Source organism: Neisseria sp. 19428wB4_WF04 (assembly GCF_015235335.1).
In the GTDB taxonomy this organism is placed as follows: domain Bacteria; phylum Pseudomonadota; class Gammaproteobacteria; order Burkholderiales; family Neisseriaceae; genus Neisseria; species Neisseria musculi.
The window spans coordinates 35527-59788 of the sequence record NZ_JADGLG010000010.1 but is presented as its reverse complement, the minus strand read 5'-3'; the positions used below and the strand labels follow the sequence as shown (position 1 = coordinate 59788).

The 24262-nt window shown below is 55.7% G+C and carries 22 protein-coding genes and 1 pseudogene; 11 read left to right on the top strand and 12 right to left on the bottom strand.

Translation table 11 applies throughout. From position 1 onward, the window contains the following. Nucleotides 1-114: IS3 family transposase (locus tag IR141_RS04140; protein WP_135034346.1), on the top strand; the 114-nt coding region annotated here is incomplete at its 5' end. A 47-nt stretch (nucleotides 115-161) separates the two neighbouring features. Continuing rightward, nucleotides 162-323: pseudogene (locus tag IR141_RS04135) on the top strand (RNA polymerase subunit sigma); the annotation flags it as partial. Between the two features lie 1374 nt (nucleotides 324-1697). Here IR141_RS04135 and IR141_RS04130 read toward each other — a convergent pair. The 4 genes from IR141_RS04130 to lptE all read right to left on the bottom strand — a co-directional run bounded on the left by IR141_RS04130 (nucleotide 1698) and on the right by lptE (nucleotide 4873). Next, a complete protein-coding gene (locus IR141_RS04130; RefSeq protein ID WP_135034397.1) occupies nucleotides 1698-2153 on the bottom strand; it encodes a hypothetical protein in 456 nt (151 codons plus the stop codon). Between the two features lie 467 nt (nucleotides 2154-2620). After that, entirely contained in the window at nucleotides 2621-3040 is a 420-nt protein-coding gene (locus IR141_RS04125) for a LapA family protein (RefSeq protein ID WP_135034396.1), read from the bottom strand. Nucleotides 3041-3392: 352 nt separating this feature from the next. Next, nucleotides 3393-4394 (bottom strand): DNA polymerase III subunit delta, encoded by a 1002-nt coding sequence (gene holA, locus IR141_RS04120; protein ID WP_135034395.1) that lies wholly within the window; start codon nucleotides 4392-4394, stop codon nucleotides 3393-3395. Further along, nucleotides 4394-4873: an LPS assembly lipoprotein LptE gene (lptE, locus tag IR141_RS04115; RefSeq protein ID WP_135034394.1), complete on the bottom strand. Its 480-nt coding sequence runs from the start codon at nucleotides 4871-4873 to the stop codon at nucleotides 4394-4396. The genes holA and lptE overlap by 1 nt, the downstream gene beginning before the upstream one ends. Nucleotides 4874-5147: 274 nt before the next feature. On the opposite strand from lptE, the gene ttcA reads away from it, so the two are divergent. From ttcA to IR141_RS04095, 4 genes are all read left to right on the top strand, one after another. Further along, nucleotides 5148-6092: a tRNA 2-thiocytidine(32) synthetase TtcA gene (gene ttcA / locus IR141_RS04110; RefSeq protein ID WP_135034393.1), complete on the top strand. Its 945-nt coding sequence runs from the start codon at nucleotides 5148-5150 to the stop codon at nucleotides 6090-6092. A 282-nt stretch (nucleotides 6093-6374) separates the two neighbouring features. Further along, the gene (locus IR141_RS04105) at nucleotides 6375-6692 is read left to right on the top strand and encodes a hypothetical protein (RefSeq protein WP_135034406.1); all 318 of its coding nucleotides are present in this window, start codon (nucleotides 6375-6377) and stop codon (nucleotides 6690-6692) included. Further along, nucleotides 6692-6886, top strand: coding sequence for a cbb3-type cytochrome oxidase assembly protein CcoS (ccoS, locus tag IR141_RS04100; protein WP_167743037.1), 195 nt, complete (start codon nucleotides 6692-6694; stop codon nucleotides 6884-6886). The genes IR141_RS04105 and ccoS overlap by 1 nt, the downstream gene beginning before the upstream one ends. Continuing rightward, nucleotides 6876-8192 (top strand): MFS transporter, encoded by a 1317-nt coding sequence (locus IR141_RS04095; protein WP_135034391.1) that lies wholly within the window; start codon nucleotides 6876-6878, stop codon nucleotides 8190-8192. Before ccoS ends, IR141_RS04095 begins: the two co-directional genes overlap by 11 nt. A gap of 195 nt (nucleotides 8193-8387) precedes the next feature. On the opposite strand, the gene ppsA is transcribed toward IR141_RS04095, so the two are convergent. After that, complete coding sequence (gene ppsA / locus IR141_RS04090; RefSeq protein ID WP_135034390.1) at nucleotides 8388-10775, bottom strand: phosphoenolpyruvate synthase; 2388 nt, start codon at nucleotides 10773-10775, stop codon at nucleotides 8388-8390. Between the two features lie 456 nt (nucleotides 10776-11231). On the opposite strand from ppsA, the gene IR141_RS04085 reads away from it, so the two are divergent. After that, nucleotides 11232-12050, top strand: a complete 819-nt coding sequence (locus tag IR141_RS04085) for a pyruvate, water dikinase regulatory protein (RefSeq protein WP_135034389.1) — start codon at nucleotides 11232-11234, stop codon at nucleotides 12048-12050. A gap of 116 nt (nucleotides 12051-12166) precedes the next feature. Continuing rightward, nucleotides 12167-12457 carry a ribosome alternative rescue factor ArfA gene (locus tag IR141_RS04080; protein ID WP_135034388.1) on the top strand — a complete coding sequence of 97 codons (291 nt, stop codon included), beginning with the start codon at nucleotides 12167-12169 and terminating at the stop codon, nucleotides 12455-12457. Between the two features lie 413 nt (nucleotides 12458-12870). Here IR141_RS04080 and IR141_RS04075 read toward each other — a convergent pair whose 3' ends face one another. After that, the gene (locus IR141_RS04075; protein ID WP_135034387.1) at nucleotides 12871-13404 is read right to left on the bottom strand and encodes an NUDIX hydrolase; all 534 of its coding nucleotides are present in this window, start codon (nucleotides 13402-13404) and stop codon (nucleotides 12871-12873) included. 250 nt (nucleotides 13405-13654) lie between these two features. Between IR141_RS04075 and IR141_RS04070 the strand changes: the two genes are divergently transcribed. Continuing rightward, nucleotides 13655-14050, top strand: a complete 396-nt coding sequence (locus IR141_RS04070; RefSeq protein WP_135034386.1) for a hypothetical protein — start codon at nucleotides 13655-13657, stop codon at nucleotides 14048-14050. Nucleotides 14051-14301: 251 nt separating this feature from the next. Here IR141_RS04070 and bioA read toward each other — a convergent pair whose 3' ends face one another. From bioA to IR141_RS04055, 3 genes are all read right to left on the bottom strand, one after another. Then, complete coding sequence (bioA, locus tag IR141_RS04065) at nucleotides 14302-15597, bottom strand: adenosylmethionine--8-amino-7-oxononanoate transaminase (RefSeq protein ID WP_135034385.1); 1296 nt, start codon at nucleotides 15595-15597, stop codon at nucleotides 14302-14304. Nucleotides 15598-16159: 562 nt separating this feature from the next. After that, a complete protein-coding gene (ruvB, locus tag IR141_RS04060) occupies nucleotides 16160-17194 on the bottom strand; it encodes a Holliday junction branch migration DNA helicase RuvB (protein WP_135034384.1) in 1035 nt (344 codons plus the stop codon). Nucleotides 17195-17325: 131 nt separating this feature from the next. Then, nucleotides 17326-17679 carry a hypothetical protein gene (locus IR141_RS04055; protein ID WP_135034383.1) on the bottom strand — a complete coding sequence of 118 codons (354 nt, stop codon included), beginning with the start codon at nucleotides 17677-17679 and terminating at the stop codon, nucleotides 17326-17328. A 154-nt stretch (nucleotides 17680-17833) separates the two neighbouring features. Here IR141_RS04055 and IR141_RS04050 point away from each other — a divergent pair, with 154 nt between their 5' ends. Beyond that, the gene (locus tag IR141_RS04050; RefSeq protein ID WP_135034382.1) at nucleotides 17834-18790 is read left to right on the top strand and encodes a bile acid:sodium symporter family protein; all 957 of its coding nucleotides are present in this window, start codon (nucleotides 17834-17836) and stop codon (nucleotides 18788-18790) included. 268 nt (nucleotides 18791-19058) lie between these two features. Here the strand turns inward: IR141_RS04050 and trmB are convergent, their stop codons facing one another. After that, the gene (gene trmB / locus IR141_RS04045; protein WP_135034405.1) at nucleotides 19059-19769 is read right to left on the bottom strand and encodes a tRNA (guanosine(46)-N7)-methyltransferase TrmB; all 711 of its coding nucleotides are present in this window, start codon (nucleotides 19767-19769) and stop codon (nucleotides 19059-19061) included. Nucleotides 19770-20201: 432 nt separating this feature from the next. On the opposite strand from trmB, the gene IR141_RS04040 reads away from it, so the two are divergent. Beyond that, nucleotides 20202-21182, top strand: a complete 981-nt coding sequence (locus IR141_RS04040) for a PhoH family protein (RefSeq protein ID WP_135034381.1) — start codon at nucleotides 20202-20204, stop codon at nucleotides 21180-21182. A 681-nt stretch (nucleotides 21183-21863) separates the two neighbouring features. Here IR141_RS04040 and hisB read toward each other — a convergent pair. Further along, nucleotides 21864-22805, bottom strand: coding sequence for an imidazoleglycerol-phosphate dehydratase HisB (gene hisB, locus IR141_RS04035; RefSeq protein WP_135034404.1), 942 nt, complete (start codon nucleotides 22803-22805; stop codon nucleotides 21864-21866). Nucleotides 22806-22905: 100 nt separating this feature from the next. Further along, entirely contained in the window at nucleotides 22906-23985 is a 1080-nt protein-coding gene (gene hisC, locus IR141_RS04030) for a histidinol-phosphate transaminase (protein ID WP_135034380.1), read from the bottom strand. Between the last annotated feature and the right edge of the window lie 277 nt (nucleotides 23986-24262).

Here is a 24262-nt window from a genome sequence, read left to right as displayed (position 1 = left end):
ATTGCAGCAGCTTTGCATGAGTATATTCATTATTACCACCACGACAGAACCAAGCTGAAATTAAAAGGACTGAGCCCTGTACAGTACAGGATTCAGCCCTTGAAAACCGCTTGATTAAGCTGTCTAACTTTGGATGCAGTTCAGAATGCCACTTCTTGATAAAAACAGCGCGTATGGCTATCAAAGAAACATTGAGCTGTTTCGATTTTGATCTCCACCCTCAAATCGTTACCCACGCCAAAATTCCATCCATGCACGGTTTTGATTTGGACATAGACCACGAAATTGCCCCGTGGGATTTAATTGTTTATGAGCCGATGCCTGAAACGCTGTCAATCGTCCAAACCCAAGCCACAGTTGCAGTCTGAAAATTGAGCCGCCTTATCGGTAGTATTTCATCTGGTTAAAAATCATGGCTAGACTCAAAAATACCTAAGTAAATCAGTCGTTTTGATAATGAGCCGGCCGTCTTTTCACCCATAAAACAGCTTCTCCCGTCCGCCAAAAACCGGGGGTACAGGTATGGCAGCGTTGGTCTTTTCGTGTACCCCATCGGGTAAAACGGCAACCCGCCGCCTTTGCGGACAAACGGCAGACAACCCAGCCCGCCAAGAACCGGCAAGCCGTACCGATGCTGCTGCCCGGCCCGTTTCAGACGACCGGCGCCGCCGGCAGGCGGACGATGCGGCCCCCAGCCCCCGTGCCGGCATATCTCCGTGCACTGCTGGCTTTTCCGCCCGTGCCGTATCCTGCCGGCAGGTTCGGCCGTCTGAAAAACAGAAAGCAGCCAACGCATGTTTTTCTTTTTCCTGTCTCCCCGGTAACGGACTGACCGTATTCTGAATGGTTGTGCCGCGTCACCGGCCGAATGTATTGATATATTGCTGTTGCAGGTCATTATGGGTTGGCGTGCGGGAATCAAACCGCAGCCGGTTAAAACACTCTTTCGCGCAGGCAGCGCGTCTGCCGCATTACCCGGCCTTTTCCCGGCCGGACGCGGGTGTGCGGGCAGAAAAAACACGGGAAAAGCCGGTGCAGGTTGGAGCCTCCATTGTCCGCACCATCCCGACTCAATCGGAAAGCGGGGGATCATCCGGCAAACCGCCCGTCAAACTCCCGCTCCCCGCCTTTGCCCGGCAGTGTTGGTATTGCCGCAGATGCCGCGGGCGGGTACGCCGCCGGAGAAAGCAAAGGCACGGTTGTACGCATCCGTCAAGCTGTCGGCGTTCCGATCGGGACGGGCAGCGGCATAAGCGCAAACGGGCGGCCTCCGCCTTGACGGTTTGACCGGCCGGACAGACGGCCGCCGGCACTCCATTCGAACCGGACGGTTTCACGTTGGGAGTGTTTATGCCGGTAAAAAAACCGGTGTACTTTTGCGGTGGTTTGCATAACATCCGGGTTGGGCCGGGCTGTATGGTAAAGCGGGGCACTCTGCAACAAACAGACCCGGTTTTGGAGTGCCATCCCCCGTTCCCCGGACGGGTTTTGTAGGATAGTTGACAGGTGTTTGTTTATCCGATAAACAGATAAGGCTGTACACGGTGAAAAGAACCGAACAATCCCAGCGCATAGTTTCGACGGGAGCCAAAAATCCTGCCTTTGTTTGGCAGGATTTGAAATCATGTTGCACCGTGAAACAAAATTAAAAACGGTTTAGTTCAAAAATCACGTTGATTTATCGGTACGGCTTCACCTTAATCTGTCTGCCCCACCGCTTTGCTGAAATCCGTTCCTTTCGGAAAGTATCGGCGTATCAGCCTGTTGGTGTTCTCCTCCAACCCTTTTCCCAAAAGGGCACCGGCAGCAGAGGCTTCGTCTCCGATGCCTGGGCGAGACCGGGTGCCGGTAAAATGCTTTGCCGTTGTCCGGTGTGAAGCATGTTGTCGAACGGTTTCGGCACGCGGACAGCCGTATCTTTTGCTTTGAAATCGGCGGCTTTGCGGATGACGGTGAATTTGGTTTTTTTCCCGGCTGCGGCAGCCCGCTTTTCCGGCTCCTGCCGATGATGCGCCCGTTTTCAAACCGCCGCTGCGCGCTTTGCCGCCGACAATGGCCGGGCAACCTCCAATGCCCTTCCGCCCCGGTGCTTTGGCTTTAATCCACGCGCGGCTGCCTTCCTGCACTATGGTTTGGAAACGGTACGCGGACAAGGCTGCCGCCGTTTTGCGATCTTTGGCGGGATAACGGTAAACGGTGCCGTTTGATGCCTTTGTGTCGGCTAACGGCCGGACGCAGAGCTGTGCTTCCGGATAATCGGCTCTGCAACAGTCTGTTGGACGGAATCCGTCATTTTCCGTGCGGTTTGTTTTGCTTTTGGGCATTACTGTATTGCAGCACTTGACGAGAACGGTATGTTGCTCTGACGGAATGCCTTATTTGGCAGCCGGTGTGGAAGGTGCAGCTGATGGTTTGTGCGGTTTGGCTAAGTCTGGTTGCATGCGGTAGTGTTCGGAAATACAATATCGTGGTTCTGAAGGTCGGTTGTGCGCAGGCCATATTGCCATTTTTCCTGCCGAAAAAGGCCGGTATGCTGTCGCATACCGGCCTTTTCTGTTGGTGGAGGGCTGCACTTGTTGGGTGAATGTTAAGCGGCCTTTGGCTGTTGAAGCACACTTTATCAGCGGTGTGGCCTGCGTTGTCCTTTCATCTGCTGTTGCACCATTTGGTTCATCTGTTGGCGGGTCGGTCGGTTTTTCATCATGGCGTGCGCCTCCTCCACCGAGCATTTCTGCGACAGGCAGATAACGGTAACGGCGTCTTTTTGTGCCTGGCCGCCGGTGTGGTACATTCGGCGCAGGTTGGCTTCATTGACGCGGCCTTTTTCGGGATCAATATCGAATTTTTTCAGACGCTCGAGAAACTGGCGCTGCTGGCGGCGCGTTGTCCAAATCATGCCGCCGATTACGCCCGCCATTACGGCAACGGCCAACACAATGGCCACCGGCCATGAGTCGGTGAATAAAACGAATATCAGGCTCAGCACGGCTGTGGCTAAAACGGCCAAGCCGCCCAGGCGGAGTTTGGTTTTGTTATCCATGTGTATTCCTTATCATCATCTTCACGGTTCGATATAGATTAAATTCAATAAAGGCAAGATGGCAGGCTGCGGCTAATATCAAGTATGTCCAAGCGGATGAATACCGTGTCGGTTTGCATTGAACCGCTATAGCGGATGGCTGCGCTGCGGCGTACACGCCCTGCCCTCAAAGAAGGTTTTGCAAGCTGCGAAGCGGTATAAAACCGGTTGGGTGATACGTGCGCGATAGGTGCCTACGGTTTGTCGCTTTGCGGCAGCACTATCAACCTGCGGCGGCCGTCTGAAAAACAGTTGTTGCACGGTAAAATTTTTTCAGACGGCCTTTCAGCTTCAGGCGCACGGCATTATAGCTTTATCGTGCCAATCCCGTAACCAATTGTTTGAACTCGCTCCATGCATTGCCGGCTTCTGCGCCTTTGATGATGCGGTCGATACGGGCGCAGGTTTGCAGGGCTTCAATCAGGCGGGCGGCACCGATGCGTTTGAGTGCGGCCGGCGCGAGTGTCTGCCGCTCACCCCACAGACGCAGACTGTTGCGTACGGCCTGCACGCTCTGCCCCTGTTTCAGCGCGGCGGCAAGGCGGATAAGGGTGCGGACATCTTCGGCCACTGCCCACAGCAGCAACACGGGCTCTTCGCCTTCCGCCTCCAAACTGTCGAGCAGGCGCGCTACGCGGGGGGCATCTGCGCCCATCCATGCGCCGGCAAGCTGGAACACATCAAAACGGGCCACATTGGCAACGGCAGCTTCGGCATCGGCCAGATCGACTAAATGTCCTGCCGGGTGCAGCAGTGCGAGTTTGTCGATTTCCTGTTTGGCGGCCAGCAGGTTGCCTTCTACACGCTCGGCAAATAATGCCAGCGCATCGGCTTCGATATCGAGATTGAGGCGGTTCAGACGGCTGCGTATCCATTGCGGCAGCGCGGCACCGGTAACGGCTTTGGCTTCCAGCACCACACCGTGCGCCGCCAGCGAAGCAAACCATTTGGCCTGGGTTTGGGCGCGCTCCAGCTTGGGCAGCACCACCACGGTTACTGTGTCTTCGGGCAGGCGCGCGGCCAGCGTTTGCAGCGCATCGCCGCCGTTTTTGCCGGGTTTGCCACTAGGGATATGGATTTCCAACAGTTTCAAATCGGCAAACAGCCCCATGCTGCCTGCCGACTGCAGAAGTTCGTTCCAATCGAAACTGTTGTCGGCGGTATAGACTTCGCGGTTGAGATAGCCCTGCTTTTTGGCGGCGGCGCGCAGGTTGTCCAACGCCTCCACACGCAGCAGGTCTTCTTCGCCGTGTATCACATACAGGGATTTGAGCGGCTGATCGGGCGAAAATCCGCCGGTGTCTGCTGCCGCCATTACTGCGCTTTCAGAAAAGTCAGCCGGGTAACAATCTGCCCGGCGGCATCGGCACGCATTTCTTCCCAAACGGTGTTTTCTTCTTCGGCCTTGCCCAGCACTTCGCTGTCGGAATAATCGATTTTGCGCGCCACCTGCACCGTTACCGGCTCACCCAGCGCTCTGCCGCCGGCATAGGCCTGCGCCTGCACCTGCAACACCAGCAGGTATTCGTTGATGACTGCTGCGCGGGTAACGGTGAACACATCGCGGCGGGTGCCGATATGGTTTACCGTTACCGTGGCCTGTGCTTCGGATGCCTGCACCGGTTTGCCGCCGGCGCGGCGCAAGGCGTTTTCGAGCGGCCGCTGCATGGATTGGCCGTTGGCTATATACCAAGACGGGTAAGGCAGCGCGCCGGAGATGCCGCCTGTGCCTTTCAGATGAAAACCGCAGCCGGCCGCCAGCATCACGGCGGCAGCCGATAAAATCTTTTTCATAAAGCTCTTCCGTAGCCTGTGGAAACAAACCGGGTTGGGATTATAGCCCAGCGGCCGAAGGTTTGTCAGGCCGTCCGAACGGCCGGGTGCCGCTTGCCGCCTGTTCGGCACTACGCCGGTATATGATGCCGGAACCGTGCCGGTACGGTTTCACTTTAACTGCCCGAAAAAACTGCCCGAAAAGCCGCGCCTCATCTGGTTTCCGCCGCTTGTTTTCAGACGGCCTTCCCGGTTTTTGGGTATAATCACGGCTTTTTCCAGCCCGTTTTCCGCCATGTCTAGAAAACCCAAACACGAACTCGAAAACAATAAATTGAACAAACGTTTGCGCCATGCTGTCGGCGATGCCGTAAACGATTTCAACATGATTGAAAACGGCGACAAAATCATGGTATGCCTCTCGGGCGGCAAAGACAGCTATGCGCTTTTGGATATTCTGCGCCAGCTGCAGGCATCTGCGCCGGTGGATTTCGATCTGCTGGCCGTCAATCTCGATCAAAAACAGCCCGGTTTTCCCGAGCATGTTTTGCCTGAATATCTCCAAAGCATCGGCGTGCCGTATAAAATCATCGAAGAAGACACTTATTCTGTGGTCAAACGCGTGATCGGAGAAGGCAAAACCACCTGCTCGCTGTGCAGCCGCCTGCGCCGGGGCGTGCTTTACCGCGCGGCCAAAGAATCGGGCTGCACCAAAATCGCGCTGGGCCACCACCGCGACGATATTCTCGAAACCCTGTTTCTGAATATGTTTTACGGCGGCAAACTAAAAGCCATGCCGCCCAAACTGGTGAGCGACAACGGCGAACACATCGTTATCCGCCCGCTGGCGTATGTGAAAGAAAAAGACTTGGCACGTTATGCCGAGCTGAAGCAGTTTCCGATTATCCCCTGCAACTTGTGCGGCTCGCAGCCCAACCTGCAACGGCAGGTCATTAAAGAAATGCTGCAAGATTGGGACAAGCGCTTTCCCGGCCGCATCGAGAGTATGTTTGCCGCGCTGCAAAACGTGGTGCCCTCTCACTTGGCCGACACCGGTTTGTTTGACTTTGCCGGCTTGCAGCGCGGCCAGAAACTGAAACACGGCGGCGATTTGGCTTTCGATAAAGAAATCCTGCCGCCACGGTTTTCAGACGGCCGCAGAGCAGAAAACGGCGAAACCATACTGCCCGCCGCCGTGCCGAAAAAAGTGATCAATATTTTGGCCAGCAAACCCCAATAAGGCTGCAAATGTTTCAGACGGCCAAAACCATTCAGGCCGTCTGAAACGCCCGACTCCGCCATACTCGGGCTTGACCCGAGTATCTCGATTTGCCGGAAAGTTATGAAACAACAAAAGACGGCCGGACCGCGCCAAAGCATGACGCAGATGTTTTAAGTGCCGGACGGCAAATACCATGCAGGCCGTCTGAAAAGCAAAACACCTTGTTTCTGCGTATTTTCCCCTTTTTATCCCGCACACAAACTGTTACATTACCCCATCTGCAAAAGGCCGTCTGAACATATGCATTATTTCAGTATCCACACCCAAGAGGGCGATCATTTGGGCTTTTTTATCATGCTGCCCGACAATGAATCCGAAAACCCGCCGCAAAGCGGGCGTTTCGCCGTGAAGCTGCAAAGCGAAAACCTGCCGCCGCCGACCGCCGCCGTGCGCGCGCTTGCGGCCTGCCAAAACGCCGCAGCGCCGCTTTATTGGGCACTCGAAAAAGACCATGTCGCCCTGTTTGACGACAATGCCGCCCTCGGCCGCATACGCGGCGAATACCTCACTCTTGCCGGCCAAACGCTGCTGCTCAACGATTTAACGGGAACCCTGTGATGGAAAGCGTGTTTATTCTGATACCCATCAGCATTATTCTGGCCTTTCTGATTGCCTATTTTTTCTGGTGGTCGGGCAAAAGCGGCCAGTTTGACGATTTGGAAGGCCCGGCACACCGCATCTTGATGGACGATGATTCTACCGACCGGCCGGATGCCGGCAAACCTTGGGAAACGCAGCAAAATGAGCCTTAAAGACAACCTGGATTTCTCCACCAGCCGCCGCTTTGCCCCGCTTTTCGGCACGCAGTTTCTCGGCGCGTTCAACGACAATCTGTTTAAAACCGCGCTGTTTGTGATGATCAGTTTCTACGGCCTGGGGCAGAACGATTTTCTGCCCGCCGGCCAGATGCTCAATCTCGGTGCGCTGCTGTTTATCCTGCCCTATTTTCTGTTTTCGGCCATTTCGGGGCAACTGAGCACCAAGTTCGACAAAGCCAAACTCGCCCGCGCGGTCAAACTGTTGGAAATCGCGGTAATGGCGGCGGCAGCGTTTGGCTTTTATATCCGCTCCGCCCCCCTGCTGCTGTTCTGCCTGTTTTGCATGGGCGCGCAATCCACCCTGTTCGGCCCGCTGAAATATGCCATACTGCCCGATTATCTCAACGATAAAGAGCTGATTATGGGCAACAGCCTGATTGAATCGGGCACGTTTTTGGCGATTTTGTCCGGCCAGATTCTCGGCACCGCCGTGGCGGGCATTCCGCCGCACATCATCGGCATCATGGTGGTGGCAGTGGCGGCGGCAGGCACGCTTACCAGCCTGTTTATGCCGTCTGTACCCGCCAAAAACCCTGCCGCCCGCCTCGAACCCAACATCGCCAAAGGCACTTGGGTGCTGCTGGAAGAAACCTTCGCCCAACGCAAACTCTGCGCCGCCATCATCGGCATTTCGTGGTTTTGGTTTGTCGGCTCGGTCTATACCACCCAACTGCCCACGTTCACGCAAATCCATCTGGGCGGCAACGATAATGTGTTCAATCTGATGCTGACGCTGTTTTCTGTCGGCATCGCCGCCGGCTCCCTGCTGTGCGCCAAAGCCAGCCACCGGCGGCTGCACTTGGGATGGGTGGTGGTTGGCGCACTCGGCCTCACCGTCAGCGGGCTGGTGCTGGTTTGGCTCACGCACGGCCGGCACTTTACCGAACTGCAAGGCTTGGGCTGGTTTTTGTCGCAGGCCAACGCTTACCCCGTTATCCTTGCCATGGTTGCCATCGGCTTTTTCGGCGGCTTTTTCTCGGTGCCGCTCTACACTTGGCTGCAAACCGCCAGCAGCGATGCTTTCCGCGCCCATGCCGTAGCCGCCAACAATATCGTAAACGGTCTGTTTATGGTTACTGCCGCCCTCTTGAGCGCCGCCCTGCTGTGGCTGTTTGACAGCATCACCCTGCTTTATCTGACGGTGGCGGCGGGCAATCTGCCGCTGATTGCTTATTTGGTCAAACTCGAACCGCAGTTTTTCAGTGATTTGAAAAGTTGTCTGAAAAAATCATCCGGCTAAGTCTCAGGCCGTCTGAAACATTTCAGACGGCCAAGGGCAGGCCGATGCTGCCTCGGTTGTAAAACAGCTTGGCAGTATTGCCGCCCGCAGCTTGTGCTTCGCACGAAAAATGTGTGCGTTCATTACCGCCGCCAAACCAAAGCAGAAACCGCCGTATCTTCATCGCAGATACGGCGGTTTGGTTTTCAAACGGCCTTATTGGTTCAATTCTTTCGCCAAATACAGCCAGGTTTCAATCACGGTGTCGGGGTTGAGCGAGATGGTTTCAATGCCCTCCTGCACCAGCCATTTGGCAAAATCGGGGTGGTCAGACGGGCCTTGGCCGCAGATGCCGACATATTTGTTGTGTTTGCGGCAGGCCGAGATGGCCAGATGCAGCATCACTTTCACAGCGGGATTGCGCTCATCGAACGTGCCGGCAATCGCACCGCCGCTGTCGCGGTCGACGCCCAGGGTGAGCTGGGTCATATCGTTGGAGCCGATGGAGAAACCATCGAAATATTGCAGAAACTGCTCAGCCAGCAGGGCATTGCTCGGCAGCTCGCACATCATAATCAGGCGCAGGCCGTTTTTACCCCGCTCCAAGCCGTTTTCTTTCAAGGCCTTCACCACGGCCTCGGCTTCGCCCAGGGTGCGCACGAACGGAATCATGATTTCCACATTGGTCAGCCCCATTTCATCACGCACATATTTGAGCGCACGGCATTCCAGTGCAAAGCATTCTTTGAAATCGTCTGAAACATAGCGGGCGGCACCGCGAAAGCCCAACATCGGGTTTTCTTCGTGCGGCTCGTACAGGCTGCCGCCCAGCAGGTTGGCATACTCGTTGGATTTGAAATCAGACATGCGCACTATCACTTTGCGCGGGTAAACCGATGCCGCCAACGTGGCCACGCCCTCGGCGATTTTGTCCACATAAAAATCCACCGGTGAAGCATAACCGGCAATGCGCTCGCGGATTTCTTCCTGCAAGCCGGCATCTTGGCGGTCAAACTCAAGCAGTGCTTTGGGGTGGATGCCGATTTGGCGGTTGATGATAAATTCCATCCGCGCCAAGCCGATGCCTTCGTTGGGCAGGCCGGAGAAGCTGAATGCCAGCTCGGGATTGCCCACATTCATCATGATTTTTACCGGCGATTTGGGCATATTGTCCAAAGCGATATCGGTTACTTCCACATCCAGCAGGCCCTCATAAATAAAGCCTGTGTCGCCCTCTGCACAAGACACGGTTACTTCCTGGCCGTCTGAAAGGGTTGAGGTTGCATCGCCGCTGCCCACCACGGCGGGAATGCCCAACTCGCGGGCAATAATGGCGGCGTGGCAGGTGCGGCCGCCACGGTTGGTTACAATGGCCGAAGCGCGTTTCATCACCGGCTCCCAATCGGGGTCGGTCATATCGGTAACCAGCACATCGCCGGCCTGCACGCTCTCCATCTGCGATATATCGCGCACCAGGCGCACTTTGCCCTGGCCGACTTTCTGGCCGATGGCGCGGCCTTCGCACAAGATTTTCTTTTGACCGCCTATGCTGTAGCGGCGCAGGCTGCGGGTGCCGTCTTCCTGCGATTTAACGGTTTCAGGGCGCGCCTGCAGAATATAAAGTTTGCCGTCCACACCATCGCGTCCCCATTCGATATCCATCGGGCGGCCGTAATGTTCTTCAATAATCAGCGCATATTTGGCCAATTCGGTGATTTCCTCATCGGAAATCGAAAAGGCTTTGCGGTCGGCTTCGGGCACCTCCACCACCTGCACCGATTTGCCTGCCTGCGCCTGGTCGGTGAAGGTCATTTTAATCAGCTTGGAACCCATGGTTTTGCGCAAAATGGCGGGCTTGCCGGCTTTCAGTGTAGGTTTGTGCACATAAAATTCATCGGGATTCACCGCACCCTGCACCACGGTTTCGCCGAGGCCGTATGAAGAGGTTACAAACACCACTTGGTCGAAACCGCTTTCGGTGTCGATAGAAAACATCACGCCGGCCGCACCGCTGTCGGAGCGTACCATGCGCTGCACACCTGCCGACAAAGCCACGATGTCGTGCGCAAAACCCTTGTGCACGCGGTAGGAAATGGCGCGGTCGTTATACAGTGAGGCGAAAACGTGTTTCATGGCTTCTTTAACGTTTTCCAGCCCGTTGATGTTTAAGAAGGTTTCTTGTTGCCCGGCAAACGAAGCATCGGGCAGGTCTTCGGCCGTGGCCGAAGAGCGCACCGCTACCGAAATTTCACTGCTGCCGGCATCGGCCACCATTTTGTTCCAGGCTTCTTCAACGGCTGCATCCAGCTCTGCGGGAAAAGGCGTGTCTAAAATCCACCGGCGGATTTCTTTGCCCACACGCGCAAGCTCGGTAACATCTTCTACATCCAAAGCAGCCAAAGCGGCGGAAATACGCCCGCTCAGGCCGTTGTGCGCCAAAAAAGCACGGTAGGCTTCGGCAGTGGTGGCAAAACCGCCCGGCACGCGCACACCTTTTTCGGTAAGCCGGCTGATCATTTCGCCCAAAGAGGCATTTTTACCGCCCACGCTTTCCACATCGGTCATGCGCAGGTTTTCAAACCAAATCACGTAATTTGCAGCCATGTTTTCAGTCCATTAACAAGTTAAAAAAAGAAATGAATCCGCAGCGGTATTCTAACCACTCGGGCGTGTAGTGTCATGTATTTTTATGCAGGCAGGCACTGCGGCCGTCTGAAAAAATTGCCGCCAACGCACCGTGTAGCACCATGAAACAATATGATAATCCGTTGTTGTTTTTTCCTTAACCCTTGTTAAATATGGGGCTTGAAATAAGTTAACAAAATCTTGCCGCCTGCTCAAGGCAAAATAATCGGCATAAAATGCCAATAAACCCCCACTCGCTGAATGAAATGTGTGTTTAAAAAATATAGTTATTTTATTGTAACAGTTTGTAGTCAGGCCGTTGCAGCCGGTTTCCAATTCAGCCGAAACGGTTTGTTGCCGGAATATTATGTAGTATGATGGTAGATATTTTGACCCGCAACCCACCCCTTTATTGGGCAGTTTGAGAGGAACACCATGGCGCGCCGTTCTGCTTTTTTTATTTCCGACCGCACCGGTATCACATCGGAGAGCATGGGCGAGGCTCTGCTCGACCAGTTTGAAGGCATCAGCTTCAAGCGTGCCACCTATCCTTTTGTGGACACGCCCGACAAAGCCCGTGCAGCAGTACGGATTATCAATGCCGCCGCAGCCGAAAGCGGCCTGCGCCCGCTGGTGTTCACCAGCATCATCAATGACGAAATCCGCAGTATCATTAAAAATTGCGAAGGGCTGCATTTGAGCTTTTTCGATGCTTTTCTCGGCACCATAGAGCGCGAACTGGGGCTGACCGCCCGCCATTCGGTCGGCCGCACCCACGGCATCGGCGACACCCAGCGTTACGATGCGCGCATGGAAGCGGTGAATTTTTCGCTCAACCACGACGACGGCATCAGCGGCAAAGATTTGAAAGACGCCGATGTGATTCTGATGGGCGTGTCGCGCTCGGGCAAAACCCCCACCTGCCTGTATCTCGCGCTGCAATACGGCATACGCGCCGCCAACTATCCGCTCACCCCGGATGATTTGGAAAGCAGCGATCTGCCGCGCATGGTCAAACCCCACAAACACAAACTCTACGGCCTCACCATTCTGCCCGAGCGCCTTCAGGCCATACGCCACGAACGCCGCCCCGATTCCACCTATTCGCAGCTCAACACCTGCAGGCGCGAGGTTGCCGATGCACAGGCCATGTTCCGCACCCACAATATCCCGTTCACCAACACCACCGACAAATCGGTGGAAGAATTGGCCGTAAACATTATGCAGGCCTGCCATCTGAAGCGGCGTTTCTAAACGCCGGCCAACTGTTTTACAACATTATTGCCCTGTTGAAACATAGCGTTATATCTCTTTCAGACGGCCTTGTGCTAAAATGCGGGCCGTCTGAAAACATATATGGTTCAACCAAAATGAGCAAACGCAAAATCGAAACCAACAAAGGCAAAATTCAAGATAACGCCTTGAAAGCCCTTGTTAAATCCAATCTCTTCCGCCACAAGGTGTTTAAAAACAAAAAAGGCAAAGGCGCATACAGCCGCAAAGGCCGCCACAACAACCCGTCAGGTTTTCCTCTCTTGGAAAACCTGATTTTTTTATGCCGCCGCCAACCGCCGCCTGCCCCAAGCTTTTATCTCTCCAATCATTTCTACAGCAGATTCAATGACTTCGATAGAAAGCAGCAAGGCGCAGCAACGCTGTAGCGGAAGTTAAGTCAATCCGCCATCACACAATATCTGCCCGCCGCCCGCAAACCCTATCCGATATCAAACCACACACCGGCAACACATAAAAGAAAACCGCAAACGCCAAAAACCTGCCCGACAAAGCATTTAGACACCGTTCAAAAAACCGCTGCCCCTCAGAAAACAAGCAGGCTGTTGATTTTTGCCCTCCATTAACCCGAGGCCGTCTGAATGTTTTCAGACGGCCTCGGGTGCTTTTCCAACTGCCTAGGCCGGCGTTGGGGTCAAAACGCACGGAGCCTTTTGAAATGCCCAATGCCGAAACCTTTGCAAAATTCGTTCAGGCCGTCTGAAAGATTCAGCCATCGTTATTCCCACGCGGGCTGGGTAACGTTTTACAGTGTTTTTTTGGGCTTCGCCGAAATCCAAAATCAACTGTTCAGCAGCCAATATTGCAATCCCGCCAATGTTTTGGCATCGGCAATTTCATTGTTTTGCAGAGCAGTTTTAACGGCTTCGCGGCTCATCAGCACGGTTTCGGTGAGCTCGTCTTCATCGTTTTTCAGGGTGCTGCCTTCGCGCACGCCTTCGGCTTGGTAGAGATACATCACTTCATCGCAGAAGCCGGGGGCAGTGTAGAAAGTGTGGAGCAGTTTCACGCTGTCGGCGGTGTAGGGCGTTTCTTCAGCCAATTCGCGCAGGGCGCAGGCGGCAGGGTTTTCGCCGGCATCGAGTTTGCCGGCGGGCAGCTCGAGCAGGGCGCGGCCGCAGGCGTAACGCCATTGGCGCACCAGCACCACTTCGCCGTTGCCCGTAACGGCCAGCACGCAGGCGGCACCGGGGTGGCGAATCACCACGCGGGTGCTTTCGTTGCCGTTGGGCAGGCGCACGGTGTCGCGGGCGATGTCGATAAACGAGCCTTTGAAAATCGGCTCGGAGCTGAGGCGGGTTTCGGCCAGATTCATGGTGTTCCTTTCGGTGGGAATAGGTTTCGGAGAGAGATAATGCTTTCAGACGGCCTGATTGATTATGTTGAAAAAGGCCGGGCTGTTTACACTTTTTTTGCCGGAAAGCTTTTGTTTTTGCTGAAACGGCGGTTTTGTGATTTGCGTGTATACCCAAAAAACATGCCGCCCTGCCGTGCCTTTCGGCAGGTTCGACAATCCTCGAAAACCCCCAAACGGGGCTTCAGGCAAAAAACGAAAAATGTAAACAATGCTGGATTTTTCTACCCCGCATGCAACAAAACATCACACGTTTATCTGCCGCTATCGGCTTCGCAAGCTTGCCGAGCCGATAACGGTATTTAAGCCTTTCAGACGGCCTGAAGGTATTTTTGCAACGGGCTGCGGCCTGAGATTTTTTGCAAAACGGTTTGGTGCAGGCATTGCGCACTGCCTGATTATAGCGGATTGGTTTGTGTATTTTCATCTGGGTTCCCATCTGCACGGGAATGGCGGTATTGCGGCAATGGCGGTGCTGAAAGCTTTCAGACGGCCTGAAGGTAGTTTTTGCAGGAAACCCCGGCCTAAGATTTTTGCCAAACGGCCTGGCGCGGGCATTGTGTTCCGGCTTCTCTCCCTTCCGTTACGGTACTGCACTTTGGCTTAAAGAAGGCGGTTTTGCCGGCAGTTGATGCGGCGGCAGAAACGGTTCCGTACTGCCTGCACGGTCTGCGGTTTGCTGCCTTGTGTCAAAAAGGCGAATCTGCCCCGTCCTGTTGCCATGTCTGCCCCGACCGCGCCGCTGTGTTTTGATCCGCATCTTTATCCGGCTGTTTTACGGAACTTTTGCCGGGTGCGCGCGGAACCATACCCGCCGGCTGCATCGGTTTTACATCGGTTCTGCCCTGCCGGCGCGGGTTAGGGCTGCCGGAACAGCCTGTTTTCGCCAACGGCCGCTGCCACGGCACCGGTGAGTTTGAGCATCTGCTGCGGGGCTGTGATAAAGGGCGGCATCAGGTAGATCAGTTTGCCGAACGGCCTGATCCACACGCCTTGCTCTACAAAAAATTTCTGCATGGCGGCCATATCGGCGGGGTGGCGGGTTTCGACCACGCCGACTGCGCCGATGATGCGCACATCGGCTACATTGGGGTGGCCGGCCAGGCTTGATAAGGCCGTCTGAAAATGCCGCTCGATGGCGGCCACCTGCTGCGGCCATTGGTTGCGCTGCAAGATCTGCATATTGGCTTCGGCCACGGCGCAGGCCAGCGGGTTGGCCATAAAGGTGGGGCCGTGCATAAACACGCCGGCTTCGCCGCTGCACACGGTTTCGGCCACACGGCGGGCAGCGGCGGCGGCGGAGAGCGTCATCATGCCGCCGGTGAGGGCTTTGCCGATGCACATGATGTCGGGCTGCACTTGGGCGTGTTGGCAGGCAAACAGTTTGCCGGTGCGGCCGAAACCGGTGGCGATTTCGTCTAAAATCAGCAAGATGCCGTATTCATCGCACAAGGCGCGCACCTGCCGCAAAAATTCGGGGTGGTAGATGCGCATACCGCCCGCGCCCTGCACGATGGGCTCGAGTATCACGGCGGCAATGCTGCGGTGGTTTTGCGCTAAGGCCGTCTGAAACGCAATGATGTCGCCGGGCAGCCATTCGCCGTTAAAGCGGCTTTGCGGGGCGGGGGCGAAGATGTGTTCGGGCAGAAAGCTGCGGTAGAGGCTGTGCATCGAATTAACGGGGTCGCACACGCTCATGGCACCGAAGGTGTCGCCGTGGTAGCCGCGCTCGATGGTGAGAAATTTGCTGCGCGCTTCACCGCGCGCGTGCCAGTATTGCAGAGCCATTTTCAGCGACACCTCCACCGCCACCGAGCCGGAGTCGGCCAGAAAAATGCAGTCGAGGTTGGCTGGCAGCATGGTTTTCAGGCTGCGGCACAGGCGCACGGCGGGTTGGTGGGTGAGCCCGCCAAACATCACATGGGGCATGGTTTCGAGCTGCCGTTGCGCGGCAGCGGCCAGCTCGGGGTGGTTGTAGCCGTGTTGTGCACACCACCACGACGACATGCCGTCTATCAGCCTGCGGCCGTCTGAAAGCTCGATATACACGCCTTCGGTGCGCGCAACGGGATAAACGGGCAGCGGGGCGGTGATGGAAGTGTAGGGATGCCAGATATGGCGGCGGTCGAAATCAGAGTCGGCGGATGTAAACATGGCGGTTGGTGTCAATAGAAAAAATGTTGAAACCTTTGCAACAGCCGGGCTGCTGCCTGAAAACGGCTTCCTGCCGGCTTTACACGCCTGCCGGGAATGCGGGTGGGCCGGCAAATCTGTAAAACAGGGTTTTTCAGCATTTCAGACGGCCTGAAAACGGCTCCGGAAATTTGTTTTGCAAAGGACTTTGGGTTGTCGGTAAAGGTTGGGTTGGGCTGCTTACCTCCGCCAGGCCAAACGGCTTGTGTTTTTTAGCGGAAACAATGGCTTGGTTTTTGCCATGCTCGAAACTGTGCGGTTTTACTGTCTTGCGGCACGCCCGGCAAACATCCTCAAACGGGTATATGGGTGGAAAACGTAAAATGCAAACAATACGGAAAACGGAGGTTTTCCGCACCGCAAGCCGTCTGAAATTTTATCGGGGCGGGGTTTTCCGCACGGCTTGAACATGGCAGCGTAACCGCAGGCAGTATGGGCGGCAGGGTGGCGGGGCCGTTGCCGCTTTGGCGGTTTGCGCGCTTTAATCAAGGACGCGGTGCCGTTTGGTGTGGCTTTGGTTCGACTAGGTTTTTTCGGTTTTCAGCCCGAAATGCAGATAGCTGCGTTCGGTGGCGGTGCGCCCGCGCGGGGTGCGCTGCAAAAAGCCCTGCTGGATCAGATAGGGTTCGATAACGTCTTCGATGGTGTCGGTGGATTCGCCGATGGCGGCGGCGATGTTGTCCAACCCCACCGGGCCGCCGCCGAATTTGCCGATAACGGCTTCGAGAAATTTTCTGTCCATCACATCGAGGCCTTCCGAATCCACATCGAGCATACCCAAAGCAGCATCGGCGGTGGCCGCATCGATCAGGCCGCCGTTTTTCACTTCGGCATAATCGCGCACGCGCCGCAGCAGGCGGTTGGCGATGCGCGGCGTTCCCCTGCTGCGGCGGGCAACTTCCAGCGCGCCTTCTTCGCCCATATTCAGCTGCAGCAGTTGGGCGGAGCGGGTAACGATGGTGGCCAGGTCGGCTGTTTCATAAAACTCCAGCCGCGACACGATGCCGAAGCGGTCGCGCAGCGGGTTGGTGAGCATGCCGGCGCGGGTGGTGGCACCCACCAGCGTAAACGGCGGCAGGTCGATTTTCACCGAGCGGGCAGCGGGGCCTTCGCCTATCATAATGTCGAGCTGGTAGTCTTCCAACGCGGGGTAGAGGATTTCTTCTACCACGGGGCTTAAGCGGTGGATTTCATCGATAAACAACACATCGTGCGGCTCGAGATTGGTGAGCAGGGCAGCCAAATCGCCGGCGCGCTCGATCACGGGGCCGCTGGTTTGGCGCAGGTTTACGCCCAATTCTTTGGAAATGATGTGCGCCAGCGTGGTTTTGCCCAGGCCGGGCGGGCCGAACAGCAGGGTGTGGTCGAGTGCCTCGCCGCGTTTTTTGGCGGCGGCGATAAAAATCGCCAACTGCTCTTTGGCTTTGGCCTGCCCGATATAGTCGGCCAGGGTTTTCGGACGCAGGGCGCGTTCGAGCAGCTCTTCTTGGGCGGAGATGCTTTGCGCGGTGATGATGCGTTGCGGTTGGGCAGCGGAAAGATTGTCGGTTTGCAGCATAGGTGTTTGCGTGTTGTTAGAGGCCGTCTGAAGGCGGGGCGTATTATTATGACCGGCCTGCCCGGCCATTATAATAATGGTGTCGGCCTTGCACGGGTTATCGTGTTTGCAGCCTGCCGTTGTGCATTGGTTTAAAAGCGTATCGGCGGGGTTTCAGACGGCCTTTTGGATTGCCCGGCGGTGCGCTGCCGCCAAACCAGATAGTCGCGCAGCGGCGGCATGGGCGGGTTGATGCAGTGGGGACAAATGCCGGCGGTGTCTTCGTCATCGCTGCCAATGTGCAGGGCGTTGGGGTCGAAACGCGCCTGCTGCACCACTGCCTGCGCCAATGCCTGCGCCTGCACGGCATCAAATTCGAAACTGCCGAGTATTTCCCGCAGCAGGGCGTGTTCGGCGGCGCTGAAGTTGCGGCTGTTATCGCGAATCAGGCGGATATAGCCGCTGTTGCTGATTTTATCGTGCAGTAAATCGGTGTGGTTGTTCATTTGCCGGATATTCTCTGAAGGCCGTCTGAAAGAAAGCGGGCAGGTTGGAATTATAGCCGAAATTTAAACGTTTACGGCGCAGGCTTGCGCGCGTGTCTTTCACCTGCCTAGAAATGCGCGTATGCTGCGCTTTTTTGTTTGGTTGGAAAATGTTATGGAATCTTTGAGCCGTTTCAGCCGCTTTGTCGGCCAAACTTTTGCTTTGTGGGCGGCACTGTTTGCGGGCATTGCTTTTGCCGCGCCGGAAACTTTCAAATGGGTGCTGCCGCATATTCCGCTGCTGCTGGGTGTGGTGATGTTCGGCATGGGGCTGACGCTCTCGCCTGCCGATTTTAAAATTCTCGGCCGCCATCCGAAAGCGGTGTTGGTGGGGGTGGCGGCACAGTTTGTGATTATGCCGCTCACCGCTTATGCGTTGGCGGCGGGTTTCAATCTGCCGCCTGAAATTGCCGTGGGCGTGATTTTGGTGGGGGCATGCCCCGGCGGCACGGCTTCTAATGTTATCACCTATCTGGCGCGGGGCGATGTGGCGCTTTCGGTGGCGGTAACTTCTGTGAGTACGCTGCTGGCGCCCGTGCTCACGCCTGCAGTTTTCTACCTGCTGGCCAACCAGTGGCTGGATATTTCTGCCGGCGCGATGTTCGGCTCGATTGCCCAAATGGTGCTGCTGCCGGTGGTGGCGGGCGTGGCCGCGCATTTGCTGTTCAGAAAGCAGGCCGAGGCTGCGGCAGGGGCATTGCCGTTGGTGTCGGTGGCGGCCATCGTGCTGATTATCGGCGCGGTGGTGGGTGCGGCCAAACCGAAAATCCTCGAAAGCGGCCTGCTGATTCTGGGTGTGGTGGTTCTGCACAACGGCATCGGCTATCTGCTGGGGTTTCTCGCTGCCAGACTGTGCCGCCTGCCTTTCAGTGCGCAAAAAACACTGGCCATTGAAGTGGGTATGCAAAACTCAGGCTTGGGTGCGGTGCTGGCATCGGCTTATTTCACGCCGCTGGCCGCCGTGCCCAGCGCGGTATTCAGCGTGTGGCACAATATTTCCGGCTCGCTGCTGGCTTCTTATTGGGCGGCCAAGGCCGGCAAAAAGCAAGAAAGCCCCGATGATTCGGCCTAAGACCGTAAAACCAAACTGCCCGTGGTTGAAAAACATGGCTTTTGCCGGCTGCGGAAACGGCAGACCGGGTGTTTGCGCACTTGCTGCATGGTTTTCCGGCTTTGCTGCCTTGTTCCGCCCTATATTGCAGAGAGCAAGGCCGTCTGAAACATTCAGACGGCTTGATTGTTGCCGAAAGAATACACCAACGGCATTGACACTTTCACACACTATCTTTGGTTTGCCCGGCATATTCTGTTTGCGGCGCAAATAACTTTCGGTCGGCCGCTTAGGCTTTGCGCACAAACACCAAATCCCAAACACCGTGTCCCAGCCGCCTGCCGCGCGCCTCAAATTTGGTTTCGGGGCGGTAGCCGGGGGTGGGCGCATAGCCGGCGGCGGTGTTTTGCAGGCTGTCGAAACCGCTTAACACTTCCAGCATCTGAACGGCGTATTCTTCCCAGTCGGTTGCCAGATGGATATAGCCGCCGGGTTTGAGCTTGGGCAGCAGCTTGTCCACAAACGGGGCTTGGATCAGGCGGCGTTTGTGGTGGCGTTTTTTGTGCCACGGGTCGGGAAAGAAAATATGAATGCCCTCAAGCGAGCTGTCGGAGAGCATGTTTTCCACCACGTCTACGGCGTCATGCCGCATCACGCGGATATTATTCACGCTTTGCTCGTCAATCAATTTCAAAATATTGCCGACACCCGGGCCGTGCACATCAACGGCCAGAAAGTCGGTTTGCGGCAGCCGTTTGGCGATTTCCACCGTGGCTGCGCCCATGCCGAAGCCGATTTCCAACACTTTCGGGTTGGCGCGGCCGAACACGGCATTCAAATCTACCGGCGCGGTTTGGTAATCGAGGCCGAACTGCGGCCACAGCGTGTTGATGGCGCGCTGCTGCGCGGCGGTCATGTGGCCTTGGCGCAGCACGAAACTGCGGATGCTGCGTTGGTGTTCTGCCGTTTCGGCATCGCGGGGCGGTTGCGGGTTGGTCATGGCGGGGCGCAAAAAGGTGAAAAACCGCGATTCTACAAAAATATCGGGCCGTCTGAAAGATAAAAACTTTTCAGACGGCCCGATGCCTGTTTGATTGTTCTGCCCTTCACTTTGCAGTAAACCTGCAAGCAAACCCGCACCTTTCCGGAACCGGGCGGCGGGCTGTATGGATAACGCCGCAACGGAAACACAGCGGGCCCGCAACCAAACCGGCGCAAAGCGGCGTGCCGCAGGCAGCGCAACGGGGCAAAAGCGCGCAACGCCGCCATGATGTAAAGTGGCTTGGTTTGGATGGTTCGAGCCGTCTAAAACAGAGATAATGGTCGGTTTGAATATCTGCGCTTTCATTATCAGGCTCCGGCCTTGATTTTTTACTGCTTAAACCTTATAACCCCACCATCTTCAAACCTGCCGCGAAAGCTGCCCTGCCACATGAGCCATACCGTCCGCCTGCAATTGGAACATACCGACAACGCCGCGCTGCAACGCCTTTGCGGTGCGCTTGATGCCAATCTGAACACTCTTGCCCGCGCGCTCGACATCCAAATCAGCCGCCGCTTTTCCGATTTCACGCTTTTAGGCGGGCTCGCCCACGCCGGCCGCCGTGCGCTGCTTTCGCTGGCCGACACCGCCCGAGAGCGTGATTTGGACGACAGCGATATCCAACTTGCCGCTGTTGAAGCCAAAACCGCCGATGCGTCCCACCAAGAAAAACACCACGGCCAACAATATTATCTGCGCACCAAGCGCGGCAGTATAGGCGGGCGTACACCGCGCCAAAACGGCTATATCCGCGCCCTGCTCAATCACGATGTGGTGTTCGGCCTGGGCCCTGCCGGCACGGGTAAAACTTATTTAGCCGTGGCCGCCGCCGTTGATGCGGTGGAAAAACACCAAATCGAGCGCATTGTTTTGGTACGCCCTGCAGTGGAAGCCGGTGAAAAACTTGGTTTTCTGCCCGGCGATCTGGCTCAGAAAGTCGATCCCTATCTGCGCCCGCTCTACGATGCGCTCTATGATTTGATGGGATTCGACCGCGTAACCAAGCTGTTGGAAAAAGGGCTGATCGAAATCGCCCCTTTGGCCTATATGCGCGGCCGCACCCTCAACGGTGCCTATGTGATTTTAGACGAGGCGCAAAACACCACACCCGAGCAGATGAAGATGTTTTTAACCCGCATCGGCTTCGGTGCCAAAGCCGTGATTACCGGCGACTTGAGCCAGATCGACCTGCCCCGCAACATCAAATCTGGCTTAAAAGATGCCAGAGAAAAACTCGCCGGCATCGAAGGGCTGTATTTCCACACCTTTACCAGCGAAGATGTGGTACGCCACCCGTTGGTGCAGAAAATCGTGGAGGCCTACGATGCCGCAGACGGGTGCGGAGAAAAGGCCGAAGGCACGCCGGCATAGTTTTGCGGAGCGGTTGCGCCTGCCTTTCACCGCCGCCGCTTTCCCACAATCACCGCATCAGCCCGCACGGCAATCTAGCCAACCCGCTTTATTTTCGGTTTAAGGCACAAACCGCATGCCGTGAAAACAGTGGCAACCGGCTCTGTTGCTGCCCGGGCGGTTTGTAAAACCGTTCACTTTAGGCTAAAGCGCACACGGCAACGCCGCAACGGAAATGAAGCGGATTTAAGACGGCCGGTAAAATCTTCGCCTTGCCATGATTTTAAAGCGGACGGGCTCCCCCTTATTGCGCAATCATGCGGCCGCACTTTGCCGCCCACTGCTGTTATCGGCTGCCGTGTCTCCATTACCGCTCAGGGGCTGATTTTATTCAGCCCCTGTTTTATGTAAACGGCTTTGATTCAAGGCTGCAAAATCCCCGCGCCAGCCTGCGTTCTGAAAACTCAAGGCCGTCTGAAAGAATATTCAGACGGCCTTAGGCTTCTGTTTCACCATAAAATAAGGCAGGTTGAAATTTCGGTAAAATACGCAGAGCCGTCTGAAATGCCAGAAGCCGTTATTTTATCGGCGCAACTGTAAAACAGGGGCTTCATAACAATATCAAGATATTACAGACTTCCCGCCGCAATCAGACAACGGCAGCAGATTGCCCGGCATTTTCCAATCAGGCAGGCCCCGCCGTTATGCTTCGATGAGCATGCCTTTGGTGGAGGGTATCCGGCCGCCCATACGCGGATCAAATTCCACTGCTGCACGCAGGGCACGGCCGAAAGCTTTGAACACGGTTTCGGCCTGATGGTGGGCGTTTTTGCCGCTCAAATTATCGATATGCAGCGTCATCATGCCGTGATTGACCAACCCTGTGAAAAATTCGCCGAACAAATCCACATCAAACCGCCCGATCAAGGCGCGGGTGAACTCGATGTTGTAAACCAAACCGGGGCGGCCGGACAAATCGATAACCACCCGGCTTAAGGCCTCATCGAGCGGCACATAGGCATGGCCGTAGCGGCGGATGCCCGCTTTGCCACCCAACGCCTGTTTCAATGCCTGGCCGAAAGTGATACCGATGTCTTCTACAGTGTGGTGGTCATCGATATGCAGATCGCCCTTGCAGGTGATGTCGATGTCGATCAGGCTGTGGCGGGCAACTTGGTCGAGCATATGCTCCAAGAAAGGCACGCCGGTATCGAAACGGCTTTTGCCCGTACCGTCAAGATTAACGGCCACGGTAATTTGGGTTTCGCAGGTATTGCGGCTGACCACGGCCGTGCGGCCTTCGGCAGAGTCGAAACCAAGTGCCGGCGCAGAAGCAGCACCCTCCGCCTGCCCGGCTGCGGCCGCACGGGCTGCGGCAACTTCTTTGCGGCGTTGTTCTGCTTCAGGATCGTGCTCGCGGTTCATCCAGCCTTTGCGCTTGCCCATGCCGGCTTCGAGCTTGGCCAACAGCGAAGGGCGGATGCCCCTGCCGTTTTCGTCTTCCGACTGCTGCTCCAGGCGGCGTTTGATTTGCGAGAGCGAAGCCGAATTGTCGTAACCGCAGCGGCGTGCCAGCTCGACCATCGAGCCGGCCTCTTTGGCCAGCAGTTTCAGGTTGTTCAGGTGAAGTTGGGTTTTGTTCATCATACAATCTTTCTGTTCACACAATATTTATTAATGAAACCGGGCTGATGTATTCACACCGGACCGGTTTGCCGTCTGAAAACATCATCAGGCGGCTTTATCAGGCATATAAATCGCGGATAACGTTTAAAACCGCATTGTTTTGTTGCGGCGCACCCACAGTAAGGCGCAGGCATTGCGCCAGCAGCGGGTGCGAACCATGCAGTTTTTTCACCAAAATCTTATTGCGCTTTAAGGTTTCCTGCGCCGTGTCGGCACAAGGCACGCGCACGGTAATGAAATTGGCCTCGCTGGGAAACACTTTCAGACGGCCGATGGCAGAAAGCGCTTGAAACAGGCGTTCGCGCTCGGCTTTCAAAACGGTCGTAGTCTGAGCAATTTTGTCTGCATGCCGCAGGGCGAATTTGGCCGTTGCCAAACACAATTGGTTCATATTGTAGGGCGGCACGATTTTCGCCAACTCACGCATCACGCCCGCACAACCGCAGGCATACCCCACCCGCAGGCCGGCAAAGCCGATTTTGCTGATGGTGCGCATCACCACCAGATTTTCAATGCTGCCTGCCTGCGGCAGAAAACTGTCGCCGCTGAAAGCGCCGTAAGCCTCATCCACCACCACCAGTCCTTTGGCAGCGCAGATAACGGCCTGCACATCTTCGCGCTCGAAACCCGTGCCGGTGGGGTTGTTCGGATAGGCGATAAAAATCAGCGCGGGATTATGCTTTTCGACAGCAGCCAACACCGCCGGAAGATTGAGCGTGAAATCTTCGTTCAACGGCACACCGATATAATCCATACCGTATAAAGCAGCATTGTGCCGGTACATCACAAAGCCCGGCTCCACCGCCAACATGGCCGCACCGGGCTTTGCCAGCAGCATGGCAAACAGCTGTATCAGCTCGTCCGAGCCGTTGCCCAACGCAATTTCGGCCGCCGGCGGAACGGCAAAGGCCTCGCGCAAAACCGCCTGCAGGCCGCTGGTTGCAGGGTTGGGATAAAGATGTATCGGCACATTTTTCAACAGCCCCACCCATTCGTTTAATAACGCTTCATCATCGGCAAACGGATGATAAGGGCTTTCCATCGCATCAAGTTTGATAAAGCCTTCGGGCAAATCAGCCACCCGATAGGCGGTTAAAGCCCGGATATCCGGGCGGATTAAATCGGAAAAAGCAGTCATATCTCGGCTTCTGTAAAAACCGGCGCAGCGGATTGAAACCGCACGCATGGAAAATATAATATTCAGTCTCTCAGCATAACTTTCGATAAATATAACATATTTTTTTATTGAAAGTTAACGTTTCGTTTTATTTTTTCATAGATTTATTTAAAGAAACCTTTAAGCATGGGTGATATAGCAAACCCTCTTCCTTTCCGTTACATCATCTCTGCACCTTAGCCCAATAAAACCCAATTTCCAAAAGGAAAGCGGTTTCTGCGGTGCTGAAGTGCAACAT

Excerpts from the sequence above, each read along its gene's own strand:
- IR141_RS04040 (WP_135034381.1), top strand. The coding sequence starts at position 20,202 with ATGAGCCATACCGTCCGCCTGCAATTGGAACATACCGACAACGCCGCG.
- hisB (WP_135034404.1), bottom strand. The coding sequence starts at position 22,805 with ATGAACAAAACCCAACTTCACCTGAACAACCTGAAACTGCTGGCCAAA.
- IR141_RS04055 (WP_135034383.1), bottom strand. The coding sequence starts at position 17,679 with ATGAACAACCACACCGATTTACTGCACGATAAAATCAGCAACAGCGGC.
- IR141_RS04070 (WP_135034386.1), top strand. The coding sequence starts at position 13,655 with ATGCTGGATTTTTCTACCCCGCATGCAACAAAACATCACACGTTTATC.
- ttcA (WP_135034393.1), top strand. The coding sequence starts at position 5,148 with ATGTCTAGAAAACCCAAACACGAACTCGAAAACAATAAATTGAACAAA.
- bioA (WP_135034385.1), bottom strand. The coding sequence starts at position 15,597 with ATGTTTACATCCGCCGACTCTGATTTCGACCGCCGCCATATCTGGCAT.
- lptE (WP_135034394.1), bottom strand. The coding sequence starts at position 4,873 with ATGAAAAAGATTTTATCGGCTGCCGCCGTGATGCTGGCGGCCGGCTGC.
- holA (WP_135034395.1), bottom strand. The coding sequence starts at position 4,394 with ATGGCGGCAGCAGACACCGGCGGATTTTCGCCCGATCAGCCGCTCAAA.
- ruvB (WP_135034384.1), bottom strand. The coding sequence starts at position 17,194 with ATGCTGCAAACCGACAATCTTTCCGCTGCCCAACCGCAACGCATCATC.
- IR141_RS04095 (WP_135034391.1), top strand. The coding sequence starts at position 6,876 with ATGAGCCTTAAAGACAACCTGGATTTCTCCACCAGCCGCCGCTTTGCC.
- IR141_RS04125 (WP_135034396.1), bottom strand. The coding sequence starts at position 3,040 with ATGGATAACAAAACCAAACTCCGCCTGGGCGGCTTGGCCGTTTTAGCC.
- trmB (WP_135034405.1), bottom strand. The coding sequence starts at position 19,769 with ATGACCAACCCGCAACCGCCCCGCGATGCCGAAACGGCAGAACACCAA.
- IR141_RS04080 (WP_135034388.1), top strand. The coding sequence starts at position 12,167 with ATGAGCAAACGCAAAATCGAAACCAACAAAGGCAAAATTCAAGATAAC.
- ccoS (WP_167743037.1), top strand. The coding sequence starts at position 6,692 with ATGGAAAGCGTGTTTATTCTGATACCCATCAGCATTATTCTGGCCTTT.
- hisC (WP_135034380.1), bottom strand. The coding sequence starts at position 23,985 with ATGACTGCTTTTTCCGATTTAATCCGCCCGGATATCCGGGCTTTAACC.
- ppsA (WP_135034390.1), bottom strand. The coding sequence starts at position 10,775 with ATGGCTGCAAATTACGTGATTTGGTTTGAAAACCTGCGCATGACCGAT.
- IR141_RS04085 (WP_135034389.1), top strand. The coding sequence starts at position 11,232 with ATGGCGCGCCGTTCTGCTTTTTTTATTTCCGACCGCACCGGTATCACA.
- IR141_RS04075 (WP_135034387.1), bottom strand. The coding sequence starts at position 13,404 with ATGAATCTGGCCGAAACCCGCCTCAGCTCCGAGCCGATTTTCAAAGGC.
- IR141_RS04105 (WP_135034406.1), top strand. The coding sequence starts at position 6,375 with ATGCATTATTTCAGTATCCACACCCAAGAGGGCGATCATTTGGGCTTT.
- IR141_RS04050 (WP_135034382.1), top strand. The coding sequence starts at position 17,834 with ATGGAATCTTTGAGCCGTTTCAGCCGCTTTGTCGGCCAAACTTTTGCT.